The organism is Alkalibacterium gilvum (assembly GCF_900109085.1).
Taxonomy (GTDB): Bacteria; Bacillota; Bacilli; order Lactobacillales; family Carnobacteriaceae_A; genus Alkalibacterium; species Alkalibacterium gilvum.
On record NZ_FNYW01000006.1, the window covers coordinates 50,651 to 70,433 of the forward strand.

At 38.5% G+C, this 19,783-nt stretch carries 18 protein-coding genes; 13 read left to right on the forward strand and 5 right to left on the reverse strand.

Annotation, left to right across the window (positions count from 1 at the left end; genetic code table 11):
• Positions 1–115: 115 nt before the first annotated feature.
• From BMX83_RS03425 to BMX83_RS03450, 6 genes are all read left to right on the forward strand, one after another.
• Positions 116–586: a SixA phosphatase family protein gene (locus tag BMX83_RS03425; RefSeq protein ID WP_177170485.1), complete on the forward strand. Its 471-nt coding sequence runs from the start codon at positions 116–118 to the stop codon at positions 584–586.
• A gap of 516 nt (positions 587–1,102) precedes the next feature.
• Entirely contained in the window at positions 1,103–1,462 is a 360-nt protein-coding gene (locus BMX83_RS03430; RefSeq protein WP_143059481.1) for a PTS sugar transporter subunit IIB, read from the forward strand.
• Positions 1,463–1,474: 12 nt separating this feature from the next.
• On the forward strand, positions 1,475–2,761 hold the full coding sequence (gene celB / locus BMX83_RS03435; protein WP_091633412.1) for a PTS cellobiose transporter subunit IIC: 1,287 nt from the start codon (positions 1,475–1,477) through the stop codon (positions 2,759–2,761).
• Positions 2,762–2,835: 74 nt separating this feature from the next.
• Positions 2,836–3,156, forward strand: a complete 321-nt coding sequence (locus BMX83_RS03440) for a PTS sugar transporter subunit IIA (RefSeq protein WP_091633415.1) — start codon at positions 2,836–2,838, stop codon at positions 3,154–3,156.
• Positions 3,157–3,161: 5 nt separating this feature from the next.
• Positions 3,162–4,544, forward strand: a complete 1,383-nt coding sequence (locus BMX83_RS03445; RefSeq protein WP_091633418.1) for a glycoside hydrolase family 1 protein — start codon at positions 3,162–3,164, stop codon at positions 4,542–4,544.
• Positions 4,545–4,622: 78 nt separating this feature from the next.
• Complete coding sequence (locus BMX83_RS03450) at positions 4,623–6,569, forward strand: BglG family transcription antiterminator (protein WP_091633420.1); 1,947 nt, start codon at positions 4,623–4,625, stop codon at positions 6,567–6,569.
• A gap of 126 nt (positions 6,570–6,695) precedes the next feature.
• On the opposite strand, the gene BMX83_RS03455 is transcribed toward BMX83_RS03450, so the two are convergent.
• The 3 genes from BMX83_RS03455 to BMX83_RS03465 form a co-directional block, all read right to left on the reverse strand.
• Entirely contained in the window at positions 6,696–7,208 is a 513-nt protein-coding gene (locus BMX83_RS03455; protein ID WP_143059482.1) for a hypothetical protein, read from the reverse strand.
• Between the two features lie 281 nt (positions 7,209–7,489).
• Positions 7,490–8,278, reverse strand: a complete 789-nt coding sequence (gene heR / locus BMX83_RS03460) for a heliorhodopsin HeR (RefSeq protein WP_091633426.1) — start codon at positions 8,276–8,278, stop codon at positions 7,490–7,492.
• A 149-nt stretch (positions 8,279–8,427) separates the two neighbouring features.
• Positions 8,428–8,652 (reverse strand): hypothetical protein, encoded by a 225-nt coding sequence (locus BMX83_RS03465; RefSeq protein WP_091633429.1) that lies wholly within the window; start codon positions 8,650–8,652, stop codon positions 8,428–8,430.
• A 281-nt stretch (positions 8,653–8,933) separates the two neighbouring features.
• Here BMX83_RS03465 and rnc point away from each other — a divergent pair, with 281 nt between their 5' ends.
• The 7 genes from rnc (at position 8,934) to BMX83_RS03500 (ending at position 17,459) form a co-directional block, all read left to right on the forward strand.
• Positions 8,934–9,638, forward strand: coding sequence for a ribonuclease III (rnc, locus tag BMX83_RS03470; protein WP_091633432.1), 705 nt, complete (start codon positions 8,934–8,936; stop codon positions 9,636–9,638).
• A gap of 54 nt (positions 9,639–9,692) precedes the next feature.
• Positions 9,693–13,253 (forward strand): chromosome segregation protein SMC, encoded by a 3,561-nt coding sequence (gene smc, locus BMX83_RS03475; RefSeq protein ID WP_177170486.1) that lies wholly within the window; start codon positions 9,693–9,695, stop codon positions 13,251–13,253.
• A gap of 18 nt (positions 13,254–13,271) precedes the next feature.
• Complete coding sequence (locus BMX83_RS03480; protein ID WP_091633438.1) at positions 13,272–14,084, forward strand: Cof-type HAD-IIB family hydrolase; 813 nt, start codon at positions 13,272–13,274, stop codon at positions 14,082–14,084.
• A gap of 58 nt (positions 14,085–14,142) precedes the next feature.
• Positions 14,143–15,279: a signal recognition particle-docking protein FtsY gene (ftsY, locus tag BMX83_RS03485; RefSeq protein WP_091633440.1), complete on the forward strand. Its 1,137-nt coding sequence runs from the start codon at positions 14,143–14,145 to the stop codon at positions 15,277–15,279.
• A 39-nt stretch (positions 15,280–15,318) separates the two neighbouring features.
• On the forward strand, positions 15,319–15,666 hold the full coding sequence (locus tag BMX83_RS03490) for a putative DNA-binding protein (RefSeq protein ID WP_091633443.1): 348 nt from the start codon (positions 15,319–15,321) through the stop codon (positions 15,664–15,666).
• A 7-nt stretch (positions 15,667–15,673) separates the two neighbouring features.
• Positions 15,674–17,155 carry a signal recognition particle protein gene (gene ffh / locus BMX83_RS03495; protein ID WP_091633446.1) on the forward strand — a complete coding sequence of 494 codons (1,482 nt, stop codon included), beginning with the start codon at positions 15,674–15,676 and terminating at the stop codon, positions 17,153–17,155.
• 100 nt (positions 17,156–17,255) lie between these two features.
• Positions 17,256–17,459 carry a hypothetical protein gene (locus BMX83_RS03500; RefSeq protein ID WP_091633449.1) on the forward strand — a complete coding sequence of 68 codons (204 nt, stop codon included), beginning with the start codon at positions 17,256–17,258 and terminating at the stop codon, positions 17,457–17,459.
• A 200-nt stretch (positions 17,460–17,659) separates the two neighbouring features.
• Here the strand turns inward: BMX83_RS03500 and BMX83_RS03505 are convergent, their stop codons facing one another.
• Complete coding sequence (locus tag BMX83_RS03505; RefSeq protein WP_091633452.1) at positions 17,660–19,015, reverse strand: FAD-dependent oxidoreductase; 1,356 nt, start codon at positions 19,013–19,015, stop codon at positions 17,660–17,662.
• A 98-nt stretch (positions 19,016–19,113) separates the two neighbouring features.
• Positions 19,114–19,455, reverse strand: coding sequence for a hypothetical protein (locus tag BMX83_RS03510; protein ID WP_091633455.1), 342 nt, complete (start codon positions 19,453–19,455; stop codon positions 19,114–19,116).
• Positions 19,456–19,783: the final 328 nt, after the last annotated feature.

Sequence of the window (19,783 nt, forward strand, 5' to 3'; positions counted from 1 at the left end):
TTATGAGTCGGAGCTTTTTTTAGAATAGGTAATATAGAGGTGTCAACACATTTAGTCTTGAGATAGACTGATTAAAAATGATATGCATTTATTTCAAATAGAAAGGAACATTAAAATGACTAAAGAGATACTTTTCGTTCGTCATGGAAAAGCTGAAGACAGAACAGCGGGTAAGAGTGATGCTGACCGTGAGCTTACAGAAAAAGGAAAAGACGAATTTCGTTCCTTTGTTTCATCCGTTAAAAAAGAGTTGAAGACGGATAAAGCAGTTAGCGTTTGGACGAGTCCGATGAAGCGTGCTAAGCAAACGGCAGAAATCTTAACCGAACATATGGAATGGTCTGTTGCCAAAGAAAAAGAGTTTATCGTTAAAGGGGACTTTAAAGTTTTAATGGAAGAAGTAAAAGCAATGGAGCCAAATACCCGAATAGTTTGTGTGGGTCATAAGCCGATACAAGGAACATGGGTTAAAGAGTTAACTGGGATTCCTTATGCCTTCAAAAAAGGTGGCATCGCTTTAATTCGATTGAATGAAAACGACTTAAATAAAGGAAAACTGATTTGGAAAGGCAATCCGGCTTCTTAAAAAACAGATTAGATTTCTTCAATTATTTTCTATGTCTAAAATACGTAAGCTAAAAGGATTTAAAAAGTGTATTAAATAAGTGTAGACATTTAAAGCTAAGAATGAATCACTTGAGGAGGCATTTGGAAGGTCTGATTTTCACTTCCAAATGCCTCTTTCGTGTTATAAGTGAGAAGTTTAACTTAAGTTTACAAGGAGTTTGAGAATTGAGTGGACATTTCAAAGATATATTATTGATTCATTATGCTACTATCTGGAAGGAGTATTAAGATGCACTTTTGAAATTGTTTTTGTGTTGAAATTTATCCGTGTGGTTTTAGTCTATACCCTGCTTACCTACATAAAAAACTTCTCTTCAGTTGTTCTATCCGTCAAACAGTCAGTAAATGGATGAGCGATGGATTCTTTAAATAAGCTTTGATGTTAAAAGATGTCATTAAATTTATCTTGTCTTAATCTTTTTCCGTTAGTTAACGGAAATTATAAGTGTGGTGATGTAAGCGTTATTACATTAAGATGATTATAGAGTCAAACAAACAAAAGAAAAGGGGTAACAACATGGTTAATATTTTACTAGCCTGTTCATCAGGCATGTCAACAAGCTTATTGGTTTCAAAAATGGAAGCGGAAGCAGAAGAACGTGGGATGGAGGCAACGATTTGGGCGGTTGCGCAGGATAAGGCGGCTGTAGATATGAAGAAAGCAGACATTTTGCTTATCGGCCCTCAAATGCGTTTCATGAAGAAGAAGTTACAAGTTGTGGCAGATGAAGAAGGAATCCCGTTAGATGTTATTAATCCGGTTGACTATGGTCGTGTGAATGGAAAAGCAGTCTTTGAAACAGCTTTAGAACTGATAGAGAAAAATAAAAAGTAAGGAGGTAAGAATATGAATAAATTTATGGAAATGTTAGAAAATGTTTTGATGCCTATTGCTGATAAATTGAACAACAACAGATATTTAACTGCTTTACGTAATGGTTTCATGGTTGCTTTACCTTTAATTATTTTCGGATCGATCTTCGTTGTTATTGCGAATTTGCCATTTTTAGATCAAGTATTAAGTGAAGATGCCTATGCGGCTTATCAAAGTGCTTTAGGTCCTGCGTCTGCAGCGACATTAAGTATTATGGGCTTATTCGTTATGATAGGTATTGGGTACAAAATGGTTGAAGGACGCGGAGGTGAAGCGATATATGGTGGTGTTGTTGCACTGGCTTCCTTCTTGATATTAACACCTCAAGTCGTTGAAGGCGTGGGTGGCGTGATACCAACAGGGTCATTAGGTGCACAAGGGATGTTCTTGGGTATCTTTACAGCATTTATATCAGCTGAACTTTATCAATACTTCGTCAGTAAAGACTTAACAATCAAAATGCCTGAGGGTGTTCCGAGCGCTGTATCACGCTCATTCAGTGCACTGATACCAATGACATTAACCCTATCATTTTTCTTAGTCATTCGTTTACTTTTCAGCTTCACTAGCTTTGAAACGGTTCAAAACTTTATTTATACCATTATCCAGCAACCTTTGACGGCTTTAGGTAGTGGCTTGCCAGCAACATTACTAGCAGTCCTACTTATTCAAATCTTCTGGTTCTTTGGCTTACACGGTCAAATTATTGTGAACTCAGTGTTTGATCCTATCTGGTATTCCTTGAATGATCAAAACTTGGCTGCTTACCAAGCGGGTGAAGAGCTACCCCATGTCGTTACCAAGCAATTTATCGATACCTTTATCGTAGGTATTGGTGGCTCAGGAATGACCTTGGCTGTTATTATCGCAATCATGGTGGTTGCTAAGAGTAGGCAAATGCGTGAGATGGGTAAATTAGGAGGCCCTCCAGGCTTGTTTAACGTAAACGAACCGGTTATCTTTGGCCTTCCAATCATTATGAATCCATTAGTACTTATTCCGTGGTTACTTGCACCGGTTGTCGTTGCGGCTGTAACTTACTTTGCTATGTCAACTGGCTTTGCACCTAAACCTGCAGGCGTGATTGTACCTTGGACAACACCACCGCTACTCAGTGGGTATTTAGCTACGGGTAATAATATTATGGGATCAGTCATGCAACTGATCAGCATGGCCATTGTCTTTGTTATCTGGCTGCCCTTCATAAAATTATTAGATAAGCAATATTACGGGGAAGAATTAAAAGCACAGAAAGATTAAACAGTTATAAAAGAGAAGATGAATGCCACAAATGTGGGGTTCGTCTTCCTTTTATAAAACACAGGAGGATTTTTATGAATGACAAAATGAATGAGATTGCTTTTCAAATCATCTTATTCGCTGGGAATGGAAAATCCAGTGCAATGGAGGCTATACAAGCAGCGAAAGATGGTGATTTCAAAGAAGCGGATGCTAAATTGAAAGAAGCCGGGGAAGAGCTAAGCAAGGCACACGGTGTGCAAACAGAACTTTTACAAGAAGAAGCAAAAGGTGAAGGTAAAGGTGTCAGCGTTATTCTAGTACACTCACAAGATCATCTGATGACTGCTATGACCTTAAGAGATTTGGCTGTTGAAATTATTGAACTGCATAGATTAAGACATGAGGAGGAATAGTGGTAATGGTTGATTATAAATTTCCAAAGGATTTCTGGTGGGGAAGTGCCGCTTCCGCTACGCAAACTGAAGGAAGTCACAATGGTATAACAGGTGAAACGGTATGGGACAGATGGTTTAGCGAAGCATCAAATCGTTTTTTCGATGGTGTTGGACCAGGAAAAACATCTGATTTTTATCACCGTTATAAAGAAGATATAAAAAATATGAAAGATATTGGGCATAATAGTTTCCGTATGTCCATTTCATGGGCACGCTTAATTCCAGGCGGGACTGGGGAAGTGAACCAGGACGCCATTGATTTTTATAATGCAGTGATTGATGAGTTGCTGGCACAAGATATTGAACCCTTTGTAAACTTATTCCATTTCGATATGCCTATTGAACTACAAGACAAAGGGGGATGGGAAAACAGAGAAGTTATCGATGCCTATGCTGATTATGCCAAGGTAGCCTTTGATTTATTCGGAGACCGTGTAAACAAATGGTTTACATTCAATGAACCGATTGTTCCTGTTGAAGGGGGTTACCTCTACGACTTCCACTATCCAAATGTCGTAGATGCAAAGCGGGCCATCCAAGTGGCGTATAATACGATGATTGCTCATGCGCGAGTGGTTAAACTGTATCATGCAAACTACGAGGGTGATATTGGGATTGTACTAAATCTAACGCCGTCTTATCCACGTAGCCAAAATCCAGCTGATTTAAAAGCAGCACATATCTGTGACTTGTTTTTTAATCGAAGCTTTTTAGATCCAGCTGTTTTAGGAGAATATCCAGAGGATCTGATTGATCTACTGGAAGAACATGGGCAATTACCTGAAACAAAAGTTCAGGATAAAGAGTTACTTAAAAACAATATCATTGATATACTTGGGGTAAACTATTATCAGCCGAGACGTGTAAAAGCGAAAGAATATTTACCTAATCCTTATGCTCCCTTTATGCCGGATTGGTTTTTTGATAACTATGAAATGCCAGGGCGTAAGATGAATGTATATCGAGGTTGGGAGATTTATGAAAAAGGCGTCTATGATATCATGATTAACTTGAAAGAAAACTACAATAATATTCCATCCTTTATTTCTGAGAATGGTATGGGCGTTCAAAATGAGGAACGCTTTATTAAAGACGGGCGCATTGAGGACGACTACCGCATTGACTTTATTAAGGAGCATTTGAAATGGATTCATAAAGCAGCGGAAGAAGGATGTAATGTGAAAGGGTATCATTTATGGACCTTTATGGATAACTGGTCATGGATGAATGCCTATAAGAATCGCTATGGTTTCTTCGCCGTCGATATTGAAACGGGTGAGCGGACAGCCAAGAAAAGTGCGTCATGGATTAGAGACGTATCCAAACAAAATGGTTTCAACGAGTAAGGAATCGTTGTCATTAGCGTAGCGATAATTATTGCTGCGCTTTTGTACATAGTTAACGTTATGTGAAAGGAGGATAATATGGAAGCGAGAAAAGAAATGATACTCAGAGAACTGATGGGATCACCCTCGCCTTTAACAGGTAAGCATCTCGCAAACAGGTTGGAAGTAAGTACTCGGACGATAAGAGAGGATATTAAGTTAATCAATGAAGAGCTCGAAAATCATGGGGCGCTTATTCATTCCAAGAGAGGGATAGGCTATACGCTTTTGATTGAGAAACCAACAAGTTTTCGTTCTTTCTTAAATGAGGTTACCGAAAATGCAGAGAGTCAGTTAACATCGCCAACAACTCCTGACCATCGCATATATTATATTATCAGGCGTTTTCTGTTGTCAGATAACTATATCAAACTCGATGATCTGGCAGATGATATTCATGTCAGTAAATCGACACTTCAAGTGGATATCAAAGAAGTGAAGCAGCGTTTAGATAATTATTCACTAACATTAATGAGTAGGCCAGGGTATGGTATGAAGCTCAAAGGGAGTGAGTTGAATCAGCGTTTTGCCATGTCAGAGTACCTCTTTGACCGAGAAAGGCTCTCGCCAGAACTCATGTGGTTGGAACAGCTAACGCCGGTCGTCAATCTTTCTCAAGATGAACTGAATAGACTTTGGGACCTTCTTTTAGAACAACTACGCACACATAAAATTACTTTATCCGATATTGCTATTAACAATTTATTTGTGCATATTGTCATCGCTTATAAACGCGTTAGAGAAGGCCATCATATCGCTTTGGTCGATGAGGATATTAAAAGTATCAAGAAAAAAAGAGAGTACGCTGTCGCCCTCAATATTATGAAAGTAATCGAGAAAGCTTTAAATGTATCCTTTCCAAAAATAGAAGTGATTTACATTGCGATTCATTTGCTTGGGACGAAACTTGTTAGAGACCAGCTATCCACGAATGAAACCATAGAGACCGTGATGGATGATAAGATTCATTCTGCGATTCTTGCTATGCTGTCAGCTGTTGAGGAGCAGTTATCTTTAGGTATAGAAAATGATAGGGAATTAATTATTGGTTTAGGTTTGCATTTGAAACCTGCAATCAATCGGCATACGTTTGGGATGACTGTTCGTAATCCGATGCTTGAGGATATTAAAAATAACTATCCACTGGCTTTCGAAGCGGGTATTATTGCTGCCATGGCATTAGATGAAACTTTTGGTGTAACGATTGATGAAAATGAAGTAGCTTATTTGGCTTTGCATATTGGTGCTGCAATAGAGCGTAAAAAAGCAACAAATAAACCTAAGCAGTGCTATATTGTTTGTGCCTCAGGTGTGGGGAGTGCACAATTAATTAAGTACCGTATTGAAGCGTCTTTTCGCTCGCAAATTAATGTTTTAGGCACTACTGAATATTACAAAATCAATAATATTCCTTTTGACGAAACGGATTTTATTATTAGCTCCGTGCCAATTAAGGAAGAACTGCCTATTCCAGTTATCGAGGTAAATGCTACTCTTGAACAGAAAGACCTGACCAAAATTGAGCAGTATGTTTCTTTTGAAGAAAAGAGCATCACTGACTATTTTCCTGAAACGCATGTCTTTTTAAAGCAAAACATGTCTTCAAGGGAAGAGGTGATTGATTTCTTGTCTGCTCATGCTAAGTCAGTGGATGATTTACCGGATAATTATACTGAGCTTATTTATGAGCGTGAAGAGATTGCGCCCACTGCTTACGGAAATAGGATTGCAATCCCTCATCCTATTTCACCACAAACGAGAAAAACATTCTTAACGGTGTGTACCTTGAATAAACCGATTGATTGGGCGGGGAAGAAAGTACAGTTTGTTTGCCTTTTGAATGTAGAGAAAAATAGTCAAGAGGATCTCCAAGATATGTATAATATTCTTGGACAGATTGTTAATAACGAGAAATTGGTGCATAAATTAATTGATAGTACGACCTATCACGCATTCATACAAACGATTATTCGGATGGAAGACTAACGATTACCTTTTTTATAATCTATGCACTTATGAAACGAGATCGCACGATTTATTATTTATTTCATGATAAAAAGCCTGTCACTTTTATAAAAAATGACAGGCTTTTTGTGTTCATTATTTTGTTGTCTACTTATTTTTCTCTACTAGCAGAGCCAAGTCTTTTTCAAGTGAGGCCTTGAATTCTCTGAGTAAACGCTGCTTTTCATCGGAGAGATCCATTGGTTTGTCGTCAAGCACACAAATGGTTCCGAAAAATTCGCCATCCGGCCATTTTACTGGTAAGCCGTGATACGAAATCATGTCGATGTCCATGTCTGGATTGTCTTTCCACGCTTCTAATTTACGTGCATCTACGACGGAAAGTTCACTGTCGTTACCGATGACAGACTCGCAGTAGAGTCCATGGCACAAGTAATCGTTCCCGCCAACATTGTAGGGATTGGATTCATTCTCACTCATCATGAAAACTTGCATGGATTCTTTGGTGATTTCCATAATCAAACCAGCGCGCACATCTGCAAAGGAAGCAATCAGATTAACAATGTTTTGCCAACCCTCTTTCATCTCTTCTGTCACTTTTGGCTTATCTTCACTCGTAATTGGCACCTCTTGAAAAGAACCATCCGAGCGTAATTTCACTTTTGCTGTAGTCATTTTATAAAAAACTCCTTTCGAGTATGTCTAGTGAATCTATCAATCTAATTTTAGTCACTATACTTTATTCTAACATCTAGAAGAGTCATAGAATAATTAAACGCTTTAAACTTATTGGAAAAAGGGGAACTCCAAGGCTTAAAAATTTTGAAAGTGGTTATCTTATTCTATTGTTTAGGTGTCTTTGGGTTAATACTCTCTCCATACAAAAACGTCTCTCAAAGGTGACGAGACGTTTTTTTGTTTATTTGCAGTATTCTATTAATTTAACCCGGCTGCATAACACCTGCGAAAGCGATCCAAGCGAGGACTGTTTTTGCGAATAAACTTAAGATGATATAGCCACGTTCACCGTATAAATAACTGTCCCATTTTCCTACCTTGTTATATTGAAGCAGCATATTGATTGGGAAAAGGTTGAAAAATAAGAAGTAAGAGCCGGCAAGCGCATAGACAAACCAAGGAACCTCTGCAGGATTAGTGTTTCCAAAAGCATATAGCAAGATAACGATCCAAGGTGTAATACCTGCAATGGATCCAAAAATGAATGGCTTCCAGTTGAGATGGTCTTTTTTGCCGATATTTATTTCTTCCATATCTAAACCAAATAGATTCATGGATGCATTTAAAACGAAAATCAGTATCAAGGACCCGACATCATAGACTCCAAACAGCATAGCAATCAGAACAATCATTAAAGAAGAACTTAAAGCATATTCGTACCAACGGAATCGATTGATCCCTTTTTCTAAATCGCGATTGTAAATGTTGTTTCCCCAGGGAGTCACGATAATGAAGTGAGCAAAGGCTGAAATAAATAGAAACATTGAAACCATTATGCCAAAGGGTAAATCGAATTGCTGCTTCATATCTGTAACCAAACGCATTTGTTCAGTATCGAATGTTAGGAAATAAGAGCGGATAGCGACTTCAAATGATGCTATTTTATCTATAAAAATGGCAAAACCTAGCATCAAAAAGGCCTGTATCAAATGCAAACCACCCATGACTCCATTAAATTTTCTCAACGACTTGAACGTTATTTTTTTGGTCATTAGACTTCCTCCTTTTTGTTACTCTTAAGTATAGAGGTTTTATTGAGAGATAGATAATATAAGGAGTTAGAGGAGTGAAAAATGACTATAGAAAAAGAGCAGCACTGATGAATCAACAGTGCTGCTCTTTCATTTAATTGATGATTAGGCTAAGAACACAAGACATAGTCATCTATGTTCAAATAATTTTCTATTTGATCGTATAACAAACGTGCTTTTTGACTTTCTTCTAAGGTTACTTCTGAAGTGTCAGAAAGGTAAAGAGCGTCCAATGTTTTAAGTTGTGTGACAAGCAAGTCAACTTTTTTCTTGAAAGCAATAACGCGTGAGGATTTAATGGCATGAAAGTTACTTTTAACGTCGTCTAATCCCATTACTAAACCTCCTTGTTTTTTATTCTTTATCATCATAGCACAATTTTTAATAACTAAATGTATAATCTTGTGACATTTTTATGTACATCTGTTCATAATCATAGTGTTTTAGATTTAAAGCAATGATGACTAGACTCATATATAAATAAGTTTAGTAGGGGGGATGTGGGGACTCCCTACTCAAAGTCTATGGTTTTCCTTGTACTCCCTTGTTTATTTTTCCTATGAAATCAAGTATAATTATCAAGGAATGCTATTTTTTATAAGGGAGGGAAAACGAAATGACAAAAAAGTTAGTGAACCATGTAAAAAAAACATTTGGTGTAACGTTTAATGACGAGTCTGTACTAGTCGAAGCGTTTACCCATTCATCCTATGCGAATGATCATCGTGAACAAAATCTCAATAATTTGGAGCGCCTTGAATTTTTAGGCGATGCTGTTTTAGAATTAACTGTTTCTGATTTTCTGTATCACAAATATCCTGACCAACCTGAAGGACAACTTACAAGAAAGCGTGCGTCTATCGTACGTGCTGAAAGCTTAGCTGAATTGGCAAAAGAGAGTCAACTTCATGAGTATTTACGTTTGGGCAAAGGGGAAGAACAGATGAACGGTAGAAACCGTCCGTCACTTTTATGTGATGTGTTTGAAGCCTTTATCGGGGCAATATTTGTAGATCAGGGAATGGATACGGTGTTAAACGTATTGAAACAAATATTATTTCCAAAAATTGAATCCGGTGCTTTCTCTCATGGGATGGATCATAAAACTGCCCTACAGGAATTGCTTCAACAAAATGGTGTCGTGACGATTCAGTACAAAGTCGTTGATAAACGCGGACCAGATCATCAGCGTGAGTTTGTGGTTGATGTTTTTGTAGAGGGCGATTCTTTCGGTCGAGGTATTGGTCGTTCAAAAAAAGCTGCGGAACAGTTGGCAGCTAAACATGCCCTTGAAATTTTGGAAAAATCAGTACGGAATTAATGTATTAGTAGGATGCAACACGCGTTTACTTTTAAGAGAGGAGAGACGTTCAACGTGCAGCTAAAACGATTAGAAATTAAAGGATTTAAATCATTTGCTGATAAAACAGTGATAGATTTTACTGATGGCGTAACGGCTGTCGTTGGCCCAAATGGTAGTGGGAAATCAAATATTATTGAGGCGATTAGATGGGTTATGGGAGAACAATCGGCCAAAACGTTGCGCGGCGGACGCATGCATGATGTCATTTTTTCTGGAACTGACTCAAGAAAAGCTGTCAACATTGCGCAAGTTACCCTTATTTTGGATAATTCAGATAAATTTCTACCTATAGAATTTGAAGAAGTGAGTATTGGTCGCCGAATTAATCGTAATGGTGACAGTGATTATTTTATCAACAAAGAAAGCTGTCGTCTTAAAGATATTGTTGATCTGTTTATGGATTCAGGCCTGGGCAAGGAATCTTTTTCTATTATCAGTCAGGGGCAGGTGGAAGCTGTATTTAATAGTAAAGCAGAGGACCGCCGTGCAATTTTCGAAGAGGCCGCTGGTGTATTTAAATACAAACTTGAAAAAGAAAAAGCTGAACGTAAACTTTTTGAAACACAAGATAACTTGGATCGTGTGCAAGATATCTTGTATGAATTAAATGATCAATTGGAACCTTTAAAGAAGCAAAGAGATATTGCGCGGTCTTATATTTCTCAAAAAGAAGAGCTGACTGATCTGGATATTTCCTTATCGGTACTTAAGATTGACCAATATGCTCTGGAACAAAAAGAAAACAAGGGTAAGATTGCCTTGTTGAATAAAGATTTAACTGACTTACAAGCTAAAGTTGATCAAGAGTCTGGCGAGTTAAAAAAGAAGCGGTCAGAACTTCACGCTATTGAAGAGAAACGTGAGACGATTCAGGAAAAAATGCTTACCTCTGTTCAGCAGACCGAGCGTACTGAAGCGCAGTTACGCTTAGTTGAGGAAAAAGAACGCCATCAAGATGCTTTCTTATCTGAGAAACAAGCGACGCTTAAAAAGGAAGAGACACGCTTAGCTTCTTTAAATAAGGATTACGAAACGCTCAAAGCGGCTTACGACGAACAGTTCGCTCTTGCCGAGAAAACTAAAAAAGAAATCACTAGATACAACAGTCGCTTAACACGCCTGATGGGAAATAAAGAAGAAGCGATTGAAGGGCTTCGGGGTGAATACATGGATGCCATGCAGTTGAAAACATCCTTGAAAAACCAAGAAATGTATTTGGAACGTGAACATCACCAAGCCCAAATTAATATCAAAAAATATCAAAAATCTCTAGACAAAGTTAAGCAAAATCTTGACGAAAAAAATCTGGAGCATAAAGAGAAAAACACAGCTTTAACCGATTTGAAAACCAGTATTGATGACCTTTTGAAAATCTATAACTCCAAAAAAGAAGCGCTGGAACAAACAAAAACGTTGCTAAAAGAAAAAATGGGTCGTTTGAACCAGTTGAATCAAGACCTACAACGTGCGCAAGCTAAGCAAGCATCACTCAAGGAAATGCAGGAGAATTATGCGGGCTATTTTGCCGGTGTGAAGGCTATTATGCGTAACAAAGAGAAGCGCGAAGGCATTGTTGGAACGGTCGCTGATATGATGGATGTTCCATCTAACGTGACAGAGGCGATTGATGTCGTTTTAGGTGCAGCAAGTCAGTTTGTGATTGTGGAAGATGAAAAAGCAGGACGCTCAGCCATTGCGTATTTAAAAAATAAAAAAGCAGGTCGGGCAACGTTTCTTCCTTTAACCACGATTAAAAAACGCTTTATTTCAGCTAACAAATTAAATGACGTCAAGGACTTGGATGGCTTTGTTGGTGTGGCGAGCGAATTAATTCATTTTGATGGTAAAGTGAAAAACATTATGGAAAACCTCCTAGGACAGACCATTGTCGCTAAAGACCTTAAATCAGCAAATATTATTGCGAAAGCCCTACGTTATACTGTTCGTATCGTCAGCTTGGAAGGCGATGTCATGAATGCTGGAGGATCCATGACCGGTGGTGGAGGGAAACGCTCCTCCAATGCCTATCTGTTCTCACAGAAGAAAGAACAGAAAGCTCTGCGTATTGAAATCGATGAATTGGAAAAAACGCGTACGTTACGTGAAGAAGAAACGCAGACCCATCAAAATGAAATCGAATCACTCAGTAGCGATTTAGAAGAATTGCGTACGTCTGGAGAAGAAAAACGACTGGCCGAACGTCAGCTTGAACAAGTCGTTGAAGGTCTCTTGGAAACCATTAAGCGTCTGGAACGTGAAACTAAAGGCTTGCAATACGAACAATCAGAGGCTGATAGAGAAGAAGTTGATGTGACGACTGAACTGAAAGATGTGACAGAAAGACGTACTCAGGCAGAAGTTGATCTCAAAAGAATCAAACAAGAACTTGATCAGTTGACGGATGAAAAAGAGGATACACAAGCTAAGAAAGAATGTCTAGAAGGCGAGCGTGCTGAATTAAATGAGCAGTGGAATAATGAACGTGAAACCCTTGCTTCAACGCGTTCAAAAGTTGAAGGTCTCGAGTCACAAATTAAGGATGCAAAAGTCTCTCTTTCCAATATAAAGGCAGAACTAGACCAATTGGAGGAGGGGGGCAAGTTGGAATCCAAAGAAGCGCTGCGCAAGAAACTGGAAAAGCTAAAATCAGAGTCAAGCCAGTTAAAAATAGAAGAGAATGCCTTAAAGACAAACCAACATACATTGGATGAACGTGTTAGCGCCTTAGATGAATCGGTTTCTTATGCTAATCAACATAAGTCTGAATTGACTGATCAAAAAAACACGCTAGACATCGCCCTTTCTCGTTTAGATGTTTCAATGGATCACTTACTTGAATATTTATCTGAAGAATACACTGTCAGTTATGAAGAGGCGAAATATAATCAGCCAGAAACTATTGACGTGGAAGAAACACAAAAACGCGTCAAACTACTGAAACGCGGCATCGAAGAACTGGGGCCGGTTAATGTGGGATCCATTGAAGAATTTGAGCGCGTAGCTGAACGTCATGATTTTTTAGCTAGTCAACAGCAAGATCTGCTTGAAGCTAAAGAGAGATTGTATGATACAATGGATCAAATGGATCAAGAAGTGAAGCGCCGTTTTTATGAAACCTTTAGTCAGGTTAAAGAACAGTTTGCGATTGTTTTCCCTCGTATGTTTGGTGGCGGAAAAGCCGAGCTACGTTTAACTGATCCAGATGATTTACTTGAGTCGGGAATAGAAATCATTGCCCAACCACCTGGCAAACGTCTACAATCTCTGAGTCTTTTGTCCGGAGGGGAACGTGCCTTAACAGCCTTATCCTTGCTCTTTTCCATTATTCAGGTCAAGCCGATTCCTTTTTGTATACTGGATGAAGCGGAAGCAGCCTTGGATGAAGCCAATGTGAGCCGGTTTGGTCGTTATTTACATGAATTTGTATCTGACACCCAGTTTATCGTCATCACCCACCGAAAGGGAACGATGGAAGAAGCGGACTCACTTTACGGTGTGACAATGCACGAAAAAGGTGTCTCACGACTCGTTTCTGTCCATCTTAAAGATGTAGAAGATTCAGTCACCCAATAACTTTACATGGAGGAATATATGTCTATCAAACTTGTAGCCATTGATTTAGATGGCACATTACTTAACAGCAATCATGAGGTTTCTGATGAAAATAAAGAAGCCATTCGAAATGCAAAAGAACAAGGAGTCAAAGTAGTTCTTGTTACTGGTCGTCCTTTAAAAGCGATGTTGCATATATTGAAAGAGTGCAATCTAACTGAAGCGGGAGATATCGCCTTAACATATAACGGTGGTTTGGTGCAGTGGACACAAACCGGCGAGTCGATCCGCCAAATTACCTTTAAAAAAGAAGAGGTTATTGATATCTATAAACTAAGTCAGGATTTAGCTTTGCCGTGTAATTTCATCGATCTAGATGTCGTTCACGCCCCACGCTATCCTGAAGGTAAGCCATCAAAGTATCCTGAAGTGATGCACGCTTTGCCTTTTGAACCGATTGATATGAATGATTTACCAGAAGCGTTTCCAATTAATAAAATTGTTTATTGTTGGGATGAGAAGGAACTGGATGAAAAAATAAAAGAAATTCCAGATATTTATCGTGAACGTTATAATTTAATTAAATCGCGGACTAATTTACTTGAATTTATGCCTAAATCCATCGATAAAGGAAAAGGTCTTGACTTGCTTTCTGAAATTTTAGATATAGAGATAGATGAAATGATGGCTATTGGCGATCAAGAGAATGACTTAGCTATGGTACAGCGTGCAGGCACAGGTGTAGCGATGGCTAACGCTGTGAAAATCGTAAAGGACGCTGCTCAGGTCATTACCAAAACGAATGATGAACATGGTGTGAGTTATGCTATTGAGAAATATGTGTTAAACTGATTCTATTAAGACATCACATTTTTTAAAATAAATATAGCATAGAAAGAGTGAATGCATTATGGGATTATTTGATAAAATAAAATCAGCTTTTACGGGGACTGAAAAGAAAAAAGATGTCCAAAAAGATGATATAGTAGAAACCGACAAAGTAAGTAAAGAAACGCCTGCTCCTGAGGATAAGAAAGTTGAGAATGTTGCTGAACTAAGTGATAAGTCAACAGCAGAAGATACGACACTGGAGCCAAATAATGACAAGGAAGAAACGGAACAGTATGAAAAAGGCTTGAAAAAATCACGTGTTAGTTTTACACGACGACTGAATGAACTATTAGCTAATTTCCGTTATGAAGACGAGGAATTCTTTGAAGAACTGGAAGATTTACTTATCGAATCGGATGTCGGTTTTGAGGCGACGATGCATATTGCAGACACGCTTCGTTATGAATCCAAAGTACAAAACGTTAAGAGTATGAAAGATGCTGAACGTGTTATTGTTCAAACGATGGTGGATATGTACGGGGAAACAAACCCGGATCATCACTATTTCAATGAAAACAAAGACGGCCTGACTGTTGTTTTATTCGTTGGGGTTAATGGCGTGGGTAAAACTACAACCATCGCTAAAATGGCCCATGAGTATATTGAAAACGGTCAGAAAGTCGTTATGGCGGCTGGCGATACTTTCCGTGCTGGCGCGATTGAACAGCTGCATGTCTGGGGAGACCGCGTAGGCGCTGAGGTCGTGTCGACCAAACAAGGTGGCGATCCTGCCGCTGTTGTTTATGATGGGATTGAAACGGCTAAAAGCAGTGGTGCGGACCTTTTACTTATCGATACAGCTGGACGTCTTCAAAACAAGAAAAACTTGATGAATGAACTTGAAAAAATGAAACGCGTTATTTCAAGAGAAATCCCCGATGCACCGCATGAAACGTTACTGGTTCTTGATGCTACAACAGGACAAAACGCCTTGAATCAAGCGAAGATATTTAAAGAAACAACAAATGTTTCAGGTATTGTCTTAACAAAAATGGATGGGACAGCCAAAGGTGGTATTGTGCTAGCTATTGGCAAAGAACTTGGTATCCCAGTGAAATTTGTAGGCTTAGGCGAAACAATGAATGACCTTCATCCTTTCGATACAGAGAAATTTGCTTACGGATTATTCAAAGAATTAATCGAACAAACAGCTTAATGCCGTTTGTAAATGGTATAGGATAAAGGAGCCGAAACAATGGAACTGGAAAAAACGTTACGCATGAATCAGCTGTTTTCGTTCTATCGCCCGCTGCTTACCAATAAGCAACAAGAATATATGCAGCTTTATTATGGTGATGACTACTCACTCGGAGAAATTGCTGAAGCTTTTTCGGTAAGTCGTCAAGCCGTTTATGATAATATCAAACGCTCAGAAACAATTCTCAAAAATTATGAAACGAAACTCCATCTGGTTCATGACTTTGAGAAAAAACAAAAAGCTTTACACAATTTAAGTCATTATGTTGAAACACATTATAAAGAAGATTCTCAGTTGCTTGATTATGTTCAAGCGATTCGTTTAGAAATCATGAGAGAGGAATGAAGCAAGCATGGCTTTTGAAGGTTTAACCGGACGTTTGCAAGATGCCTTTTCCGGCTTAAGAAAAAAAGGGAAGGTAACAGAGTCAGATATTAAAGATGTTATGCGTGAAGTCAGACTCGCTTTACTTGAAGCTGACGTCAACTATAAAGTAGTAAGAAATTTCGTTAAAATAGTGCGTGAAAAATCACTCGGAGAAGAAGTCCTAGGAAGTTTAAATGGCGGCCAGCAAGTCGTTAAAATTGTTAATGACGAATTGACCGAATTAATGGGTGGCGAACAGGAAAAAATAAATTTCGCTGAACCGGGTCAAGGTCCAACTGTTTACATGATGACCGGTCTTCAAGGTGCTGGTAAAACAACCACTGCAGGTAAGTTAGCGAATTATTTACGTAAACATGAAAACAAGAAGCCGATGATGGTAGCAGCGGATATTTATCGTCCAGCGGCAATTGACCAACTTCAAACGGTGGGACGCGACTTGGATATTCCTGTTTTCAGTATGGGTGACCAAGTTAGTCCAGTAGAAATTGCTGAAAAAGGGTTGGAAGAAGCGATCGCTGAAAATCGTGATGTTGTCATTATTGATACGGCCGGACGTTTGCATATCGATGAAACGCTTATGGAAGAGTTGGAAGACGTTAAAAAAGCGGTCAATCCAAATGAAATTTTCCTTGTTGTTGATGCTATGACTGGACAAGATGCTGTTAACGTTGCAGATAGTTTTAATGATCGACTGAGCATAACAAGTGTTATTTTAACAAAACTTGACGGTGATACACGTGGTGGTGCGGCGCTTTCTATCCGTTCTGTAACCAATAAACCAATTAAATTCACGGGTACAGGTGAGAAGTTAGATGCCTTAGAACCGTTCTATCCCGATCGTATGGCTAATCGAATACTTGGTATGGGTGATATTCTTACCCTGATTGAGCGTGCTCAACAAGAAGTTGATGAAGAACGTGCTGAAGAAATGGCAGCTAAAATGCGTGAGAATCGCTATGATTTCAATGACTTTATCGAGCAAATGGATCAAATGCAGAATATGGGGCCGCTTGAAGATATCATTAAAATGATTCCAGGAATGAACCAAATGCCTGGTATGGATAATTTTGAAGTGGATCCTAAAGATATGGCGCATATGAAAGCAATTGTTATGTCCATGACGACTGAAGAACGGGAAAATCCGGACCTCTTATCACAGAAGCGTCGCCGACGTATTGCGAAGGGGTCAGCTCGTGATATTGCAGAAGTTAACCGATTAATTAAGCAATTCAAGCAGTCCAAAGATATGATGGGCAAGATGTCCAATGGTAAAATGGGCGGCATGGAGAAGATGCTTGGTAAACTAGGTGGCGGAGCTAAAGGTAAAGGTAAGCTCGGCAAGATGGGCGGCGGCATGGGAGACATGCTCGGCGGTCTTGGCGGTGGCGGCAATACCGGTGGCAAGAAAAAGAAGAAGAAAAAGAAAAAAATTAGACGCAAGCGTTAATAACAGGAAAAGCGGGCTAAAGCGGCCTGCTTTTTCTATACGCTCGATGATGTTTAAATGTAAAGCAACATAATATATTTATTCTTAGGGGTGATTTATTATGAAGAAAAAGACATTTTGGACTTTAGCAATTGGCTATACTTTGATTACTTTTCTTTTTCATAATGTATTGGATACGCTTTTTGGTGAAATTTTGATGCAAATCAGTTTTATAGGCCTGTTTTTCTTTGTTGTCTGGTTTACATATTCAATCATTTCATTTGGGATCAAGCAACTTTTTTACAATCGAAAGCATCGAAAATGATTTCCTACATTGTTTAGATCGTTTTTCCGGTACTCATTCTTAGTTATTCGTTTTATCGCGACCTCATTAGCAGTACTCAGCGATAATTTCATCTGAGTACATTGATGAATACAATTAGATTAAAAATGACAACAATAAAAAGCTCCTCTCAGCTCTATGCAAATAGAGAGAGAGGAGCTTTAGTGTACTTTTAAATGTTATTAGAATAACATGTTGTCGCTACCGTATGTTTCTCCTGAAGCTTGTTGTGCAAGAACGTTCAAGAAGTTCCATGGACGGTTGAATCCAGGTTGGAAGAAGAAGTCAGCGAATGCTAGTTGATCTAATGTCCACCCAGCTGTTATTGCAACAGATAGTGTATTGATTGCTGGTGTAATGTCATATGTTGACATCAATTGCGCACCAACGATACGCTTGCTGTCTTTTTCAAAATGAATTTTCATTTTAACTGTTTCATCGTCGCCCATAAATTTAGGACGTAATTTTTCTTCTACATACTTACTTGAAACTTCTGCATCTACAGTGTCACTATCGATATCTTTAACACCTGTTGAAGCAAATTTATAACTTAGTAGAGAAAGACCGGATGTACCCGCAACTTCTGGCATTTTCATTTTCTTTTCTACCATATTTTTAGCTGCAACAACGGCTTGACGACGCGCGTTTGATGCTAGAGCAATAAGTTTGTCACCGTGATTTGGAGCGAAAGGAATTCGAGTAGCATCGCCCGCAGCAAAGATGTCTTTTTCAGATGTTTGCATGTATTCATCAACAACAACTGTACCATCATTGTTTAAGTCGACTACACCGTCTAACCATTTTGTGTTAGGGCGAACGCCGGCAGAAAGAATAACAGTATCGACATCGTATTCACCTTTGTTTGTGATAACTTTTTGAACTTTACCGTTTTCTCCGACAATCTCTTTAACCATTTCATCTGTACGAACTGTAATATTTTCTTCGCGCATTTCATCTTCCAAGATATCTGTAAATTCTTTATCAAGATATGTTTTCAAGACGCGATCTAGAGCATCGATGACGGTTACTTCAATACCAGCTTTGGCGAAAGCTTCAACAACTTCAATACCAATATAGCCAGCACCAACAACGACAGCTTTTTTAGAGTGAGCCATGCGAGCTTTAATTTTTTGTGCCCAGTCTCTTCCACGAACGTAAAATGTGTTTTCAAGATCCGTTCCAGGAATTGGTAGTTCTACCGGTTTTGCTCCTGGAGAGATGAATAGCTTGTCGTAGCTTTCTTCTGTCTCACCATCAGCTGTTTTAACTGTGATCGTTTTATCAGAAGAGTTAATGCCTACAACGTCACTGTTCATATGAACGTTAACGCCTTGGTCTTTGAAAGATTGTTCGGTAGCATAGTGAAGTTGATCAGCATTTTCACTGATACCTTCCAAGTAACTCTGAATTCCGCAAGATAAGAATGACGCTGTGGATCCACGTTCATATAAATGAACGTCTGCATCCGGATGGTCTTTCAAAAGTGTTTCTACTACTTCGTACCCAGCGTGAGACGTGCCTACTACGATAAATTTCATTAAAAATTCCTCCTAATACTAATTTAATAAGTATGTTCACATACCTTCAATATCATAACAAATCTTTGTTAAATTATGAAATATTATGCTTATAGATTTTAAGTATTTATCCAATTTTTTTCGTTTTCTACCAATTCTTTCAGTAAATCGACTTCTTTTTGTGATGCTTTTTCTGTAGTCGTGACTAATTTATCAATCTGCTCTCGGTTTAAACCAAGTAGCTTTTCAAGTTCTTCTTCAGATAACACACGTCTATTTATATAATTTTCAATACGTGCAGTATAAATAATGGACTCAATTTCACTGTCAGATAAACTTTCTTCTATAGAAAATTCTAATTTAAGAAGTTCTTTCAAGGAAGAGATATCAAGTAATACACCGATTCCTTTGGCGTAATTTTTAATTTGCCGCATAATAAAATCCTGATCTTCGTATGGCATATAACTCCCTCCTCGTATAATAAGTTTGAAGATAAGAATTGTACTTATCTTCTTTGGTTGTTAATTTCTTAAATAGTTCAGAAGCTTCTCCCCCATGGGGGAGAAAATTTTCAAAACTTTTAGTCATCTAGTTAACTTTTGATCTTTGACAATTTAATACTATCCATGGGTTCTGCTTGGTTATTCCGTGCTGTTTCTGTGTAAAATAGAATCAGATGGAAGTCGGTTCTTAGTGGGATGAAGCTTCCACTCCTTGTAGATCAACTACACTAAAAGCATGCTTCCCGTCATAGTGTTGAGACTATATACTCATAAGCTGAATGACTCG

Coding starts and splice junctions, on each gene's coding strand:
- BMX83_RS03490 (WP_091633443.1), top strand. CDS start 15,319: ATGGAACTGGAAAAAACGTTACGCATGAATCAGCTGTTTTCGTTCTAT.
- BMX83_RS03450 (WP_091633420.1), top strand. CDS start 4,623: ATGGAAGCGAGAAAAGAAATGATACTCAGAGAACTGATGGGATCACCC.
- ffh (WP_091633446.1), top strand. CDS start 15,674: ATGGCTTTTGAAGGTTTAACCGGACGTTTGCAAGATGCCTTTTCCGGC.
- heR (WP_091633426.1), bottom strand. CDS start 8,278: ATGACCAAAAAAATAACGTTCAAGTCGTTGAGAAAATTTAATGGAGTC.
- BMX83_RS03430 (WP_143059481.1), top strand. CDS start 1,103: ATGATTATAGAGTCAAACAAACAAAAGAAAAGGGGTAACAACATGGTT.
- BMX83_RS03500 (WP_091633449.1), top strand. CDS start 17,256: ATGAAGAAAAAGACATTTTGGACTTTAGCAATTGGCTATACTTTGATT.
- ftsY (WP_091633440.1), top strand. CDS start 14,143: ATGGGATTATTTGATAAAATAAAATCAGCTTTTACGGGGACTGAAAAG.
- BMX83_RS03440 (WP_091633415.1), top strand. CDS start 2,836: ATGAATGACAAAATGAATGAGATTGCTTTTCAAATCATCTTATTCGCT.
- rnc (WP_091633432.1), top strand. CDS start 8,934: ATGACAAAAAAGTTAGTGAACCATGTAAAAAAAACATTTGGTGTAACG.
- BMX83_RS03445 (WP_091633418.1), top strand. CDS start 3,162: ATGGTTGATTATAAATTTCCAAAGGATTTCTGGTGGGGAAGTGCCGCT.
- BMX83_RS03505 (WP_091633452.1), bottom strand. CDS start 19,015: ATGAAATTTATCGTAGTAGGCACGTCTCACGCTGGGTACGAAGTAGTA.
- celB (WP_091633412.1), top strand. CDS start 1,475: ATGAATAAATTTATGGAAATGTTAGAAAATGTTTTGATGCCTATTGCT.
- BMX83_RS03480 (WP_091633438.1), top strand. CDS start 13,272: ATGTCTATCAAACTTGTAGCCATTGATTTAGATGGCACATTACTTAAC.
- BMX83_RS03510 (WP_091633455.1), bottom strand. CDS start 19,455: ATGCCATACGAAGATCAGGATTTTATTATGCGGCAAATTAAAAATTAC.
- BMX83_RS03425 (WP_177170485.1), top strand. CDS start 116: ATGACTAAAGAGATACTTTTCGTTCGTCATGGAAAAGCTGAAGACAGA.
- BMX83_RS03465 (WP_091633429.1), bottom strand. CDS start 8,652: ATGGGATTAGACGACGTTAAAAGTAACTTTCATGCCATTAAATCCTCA.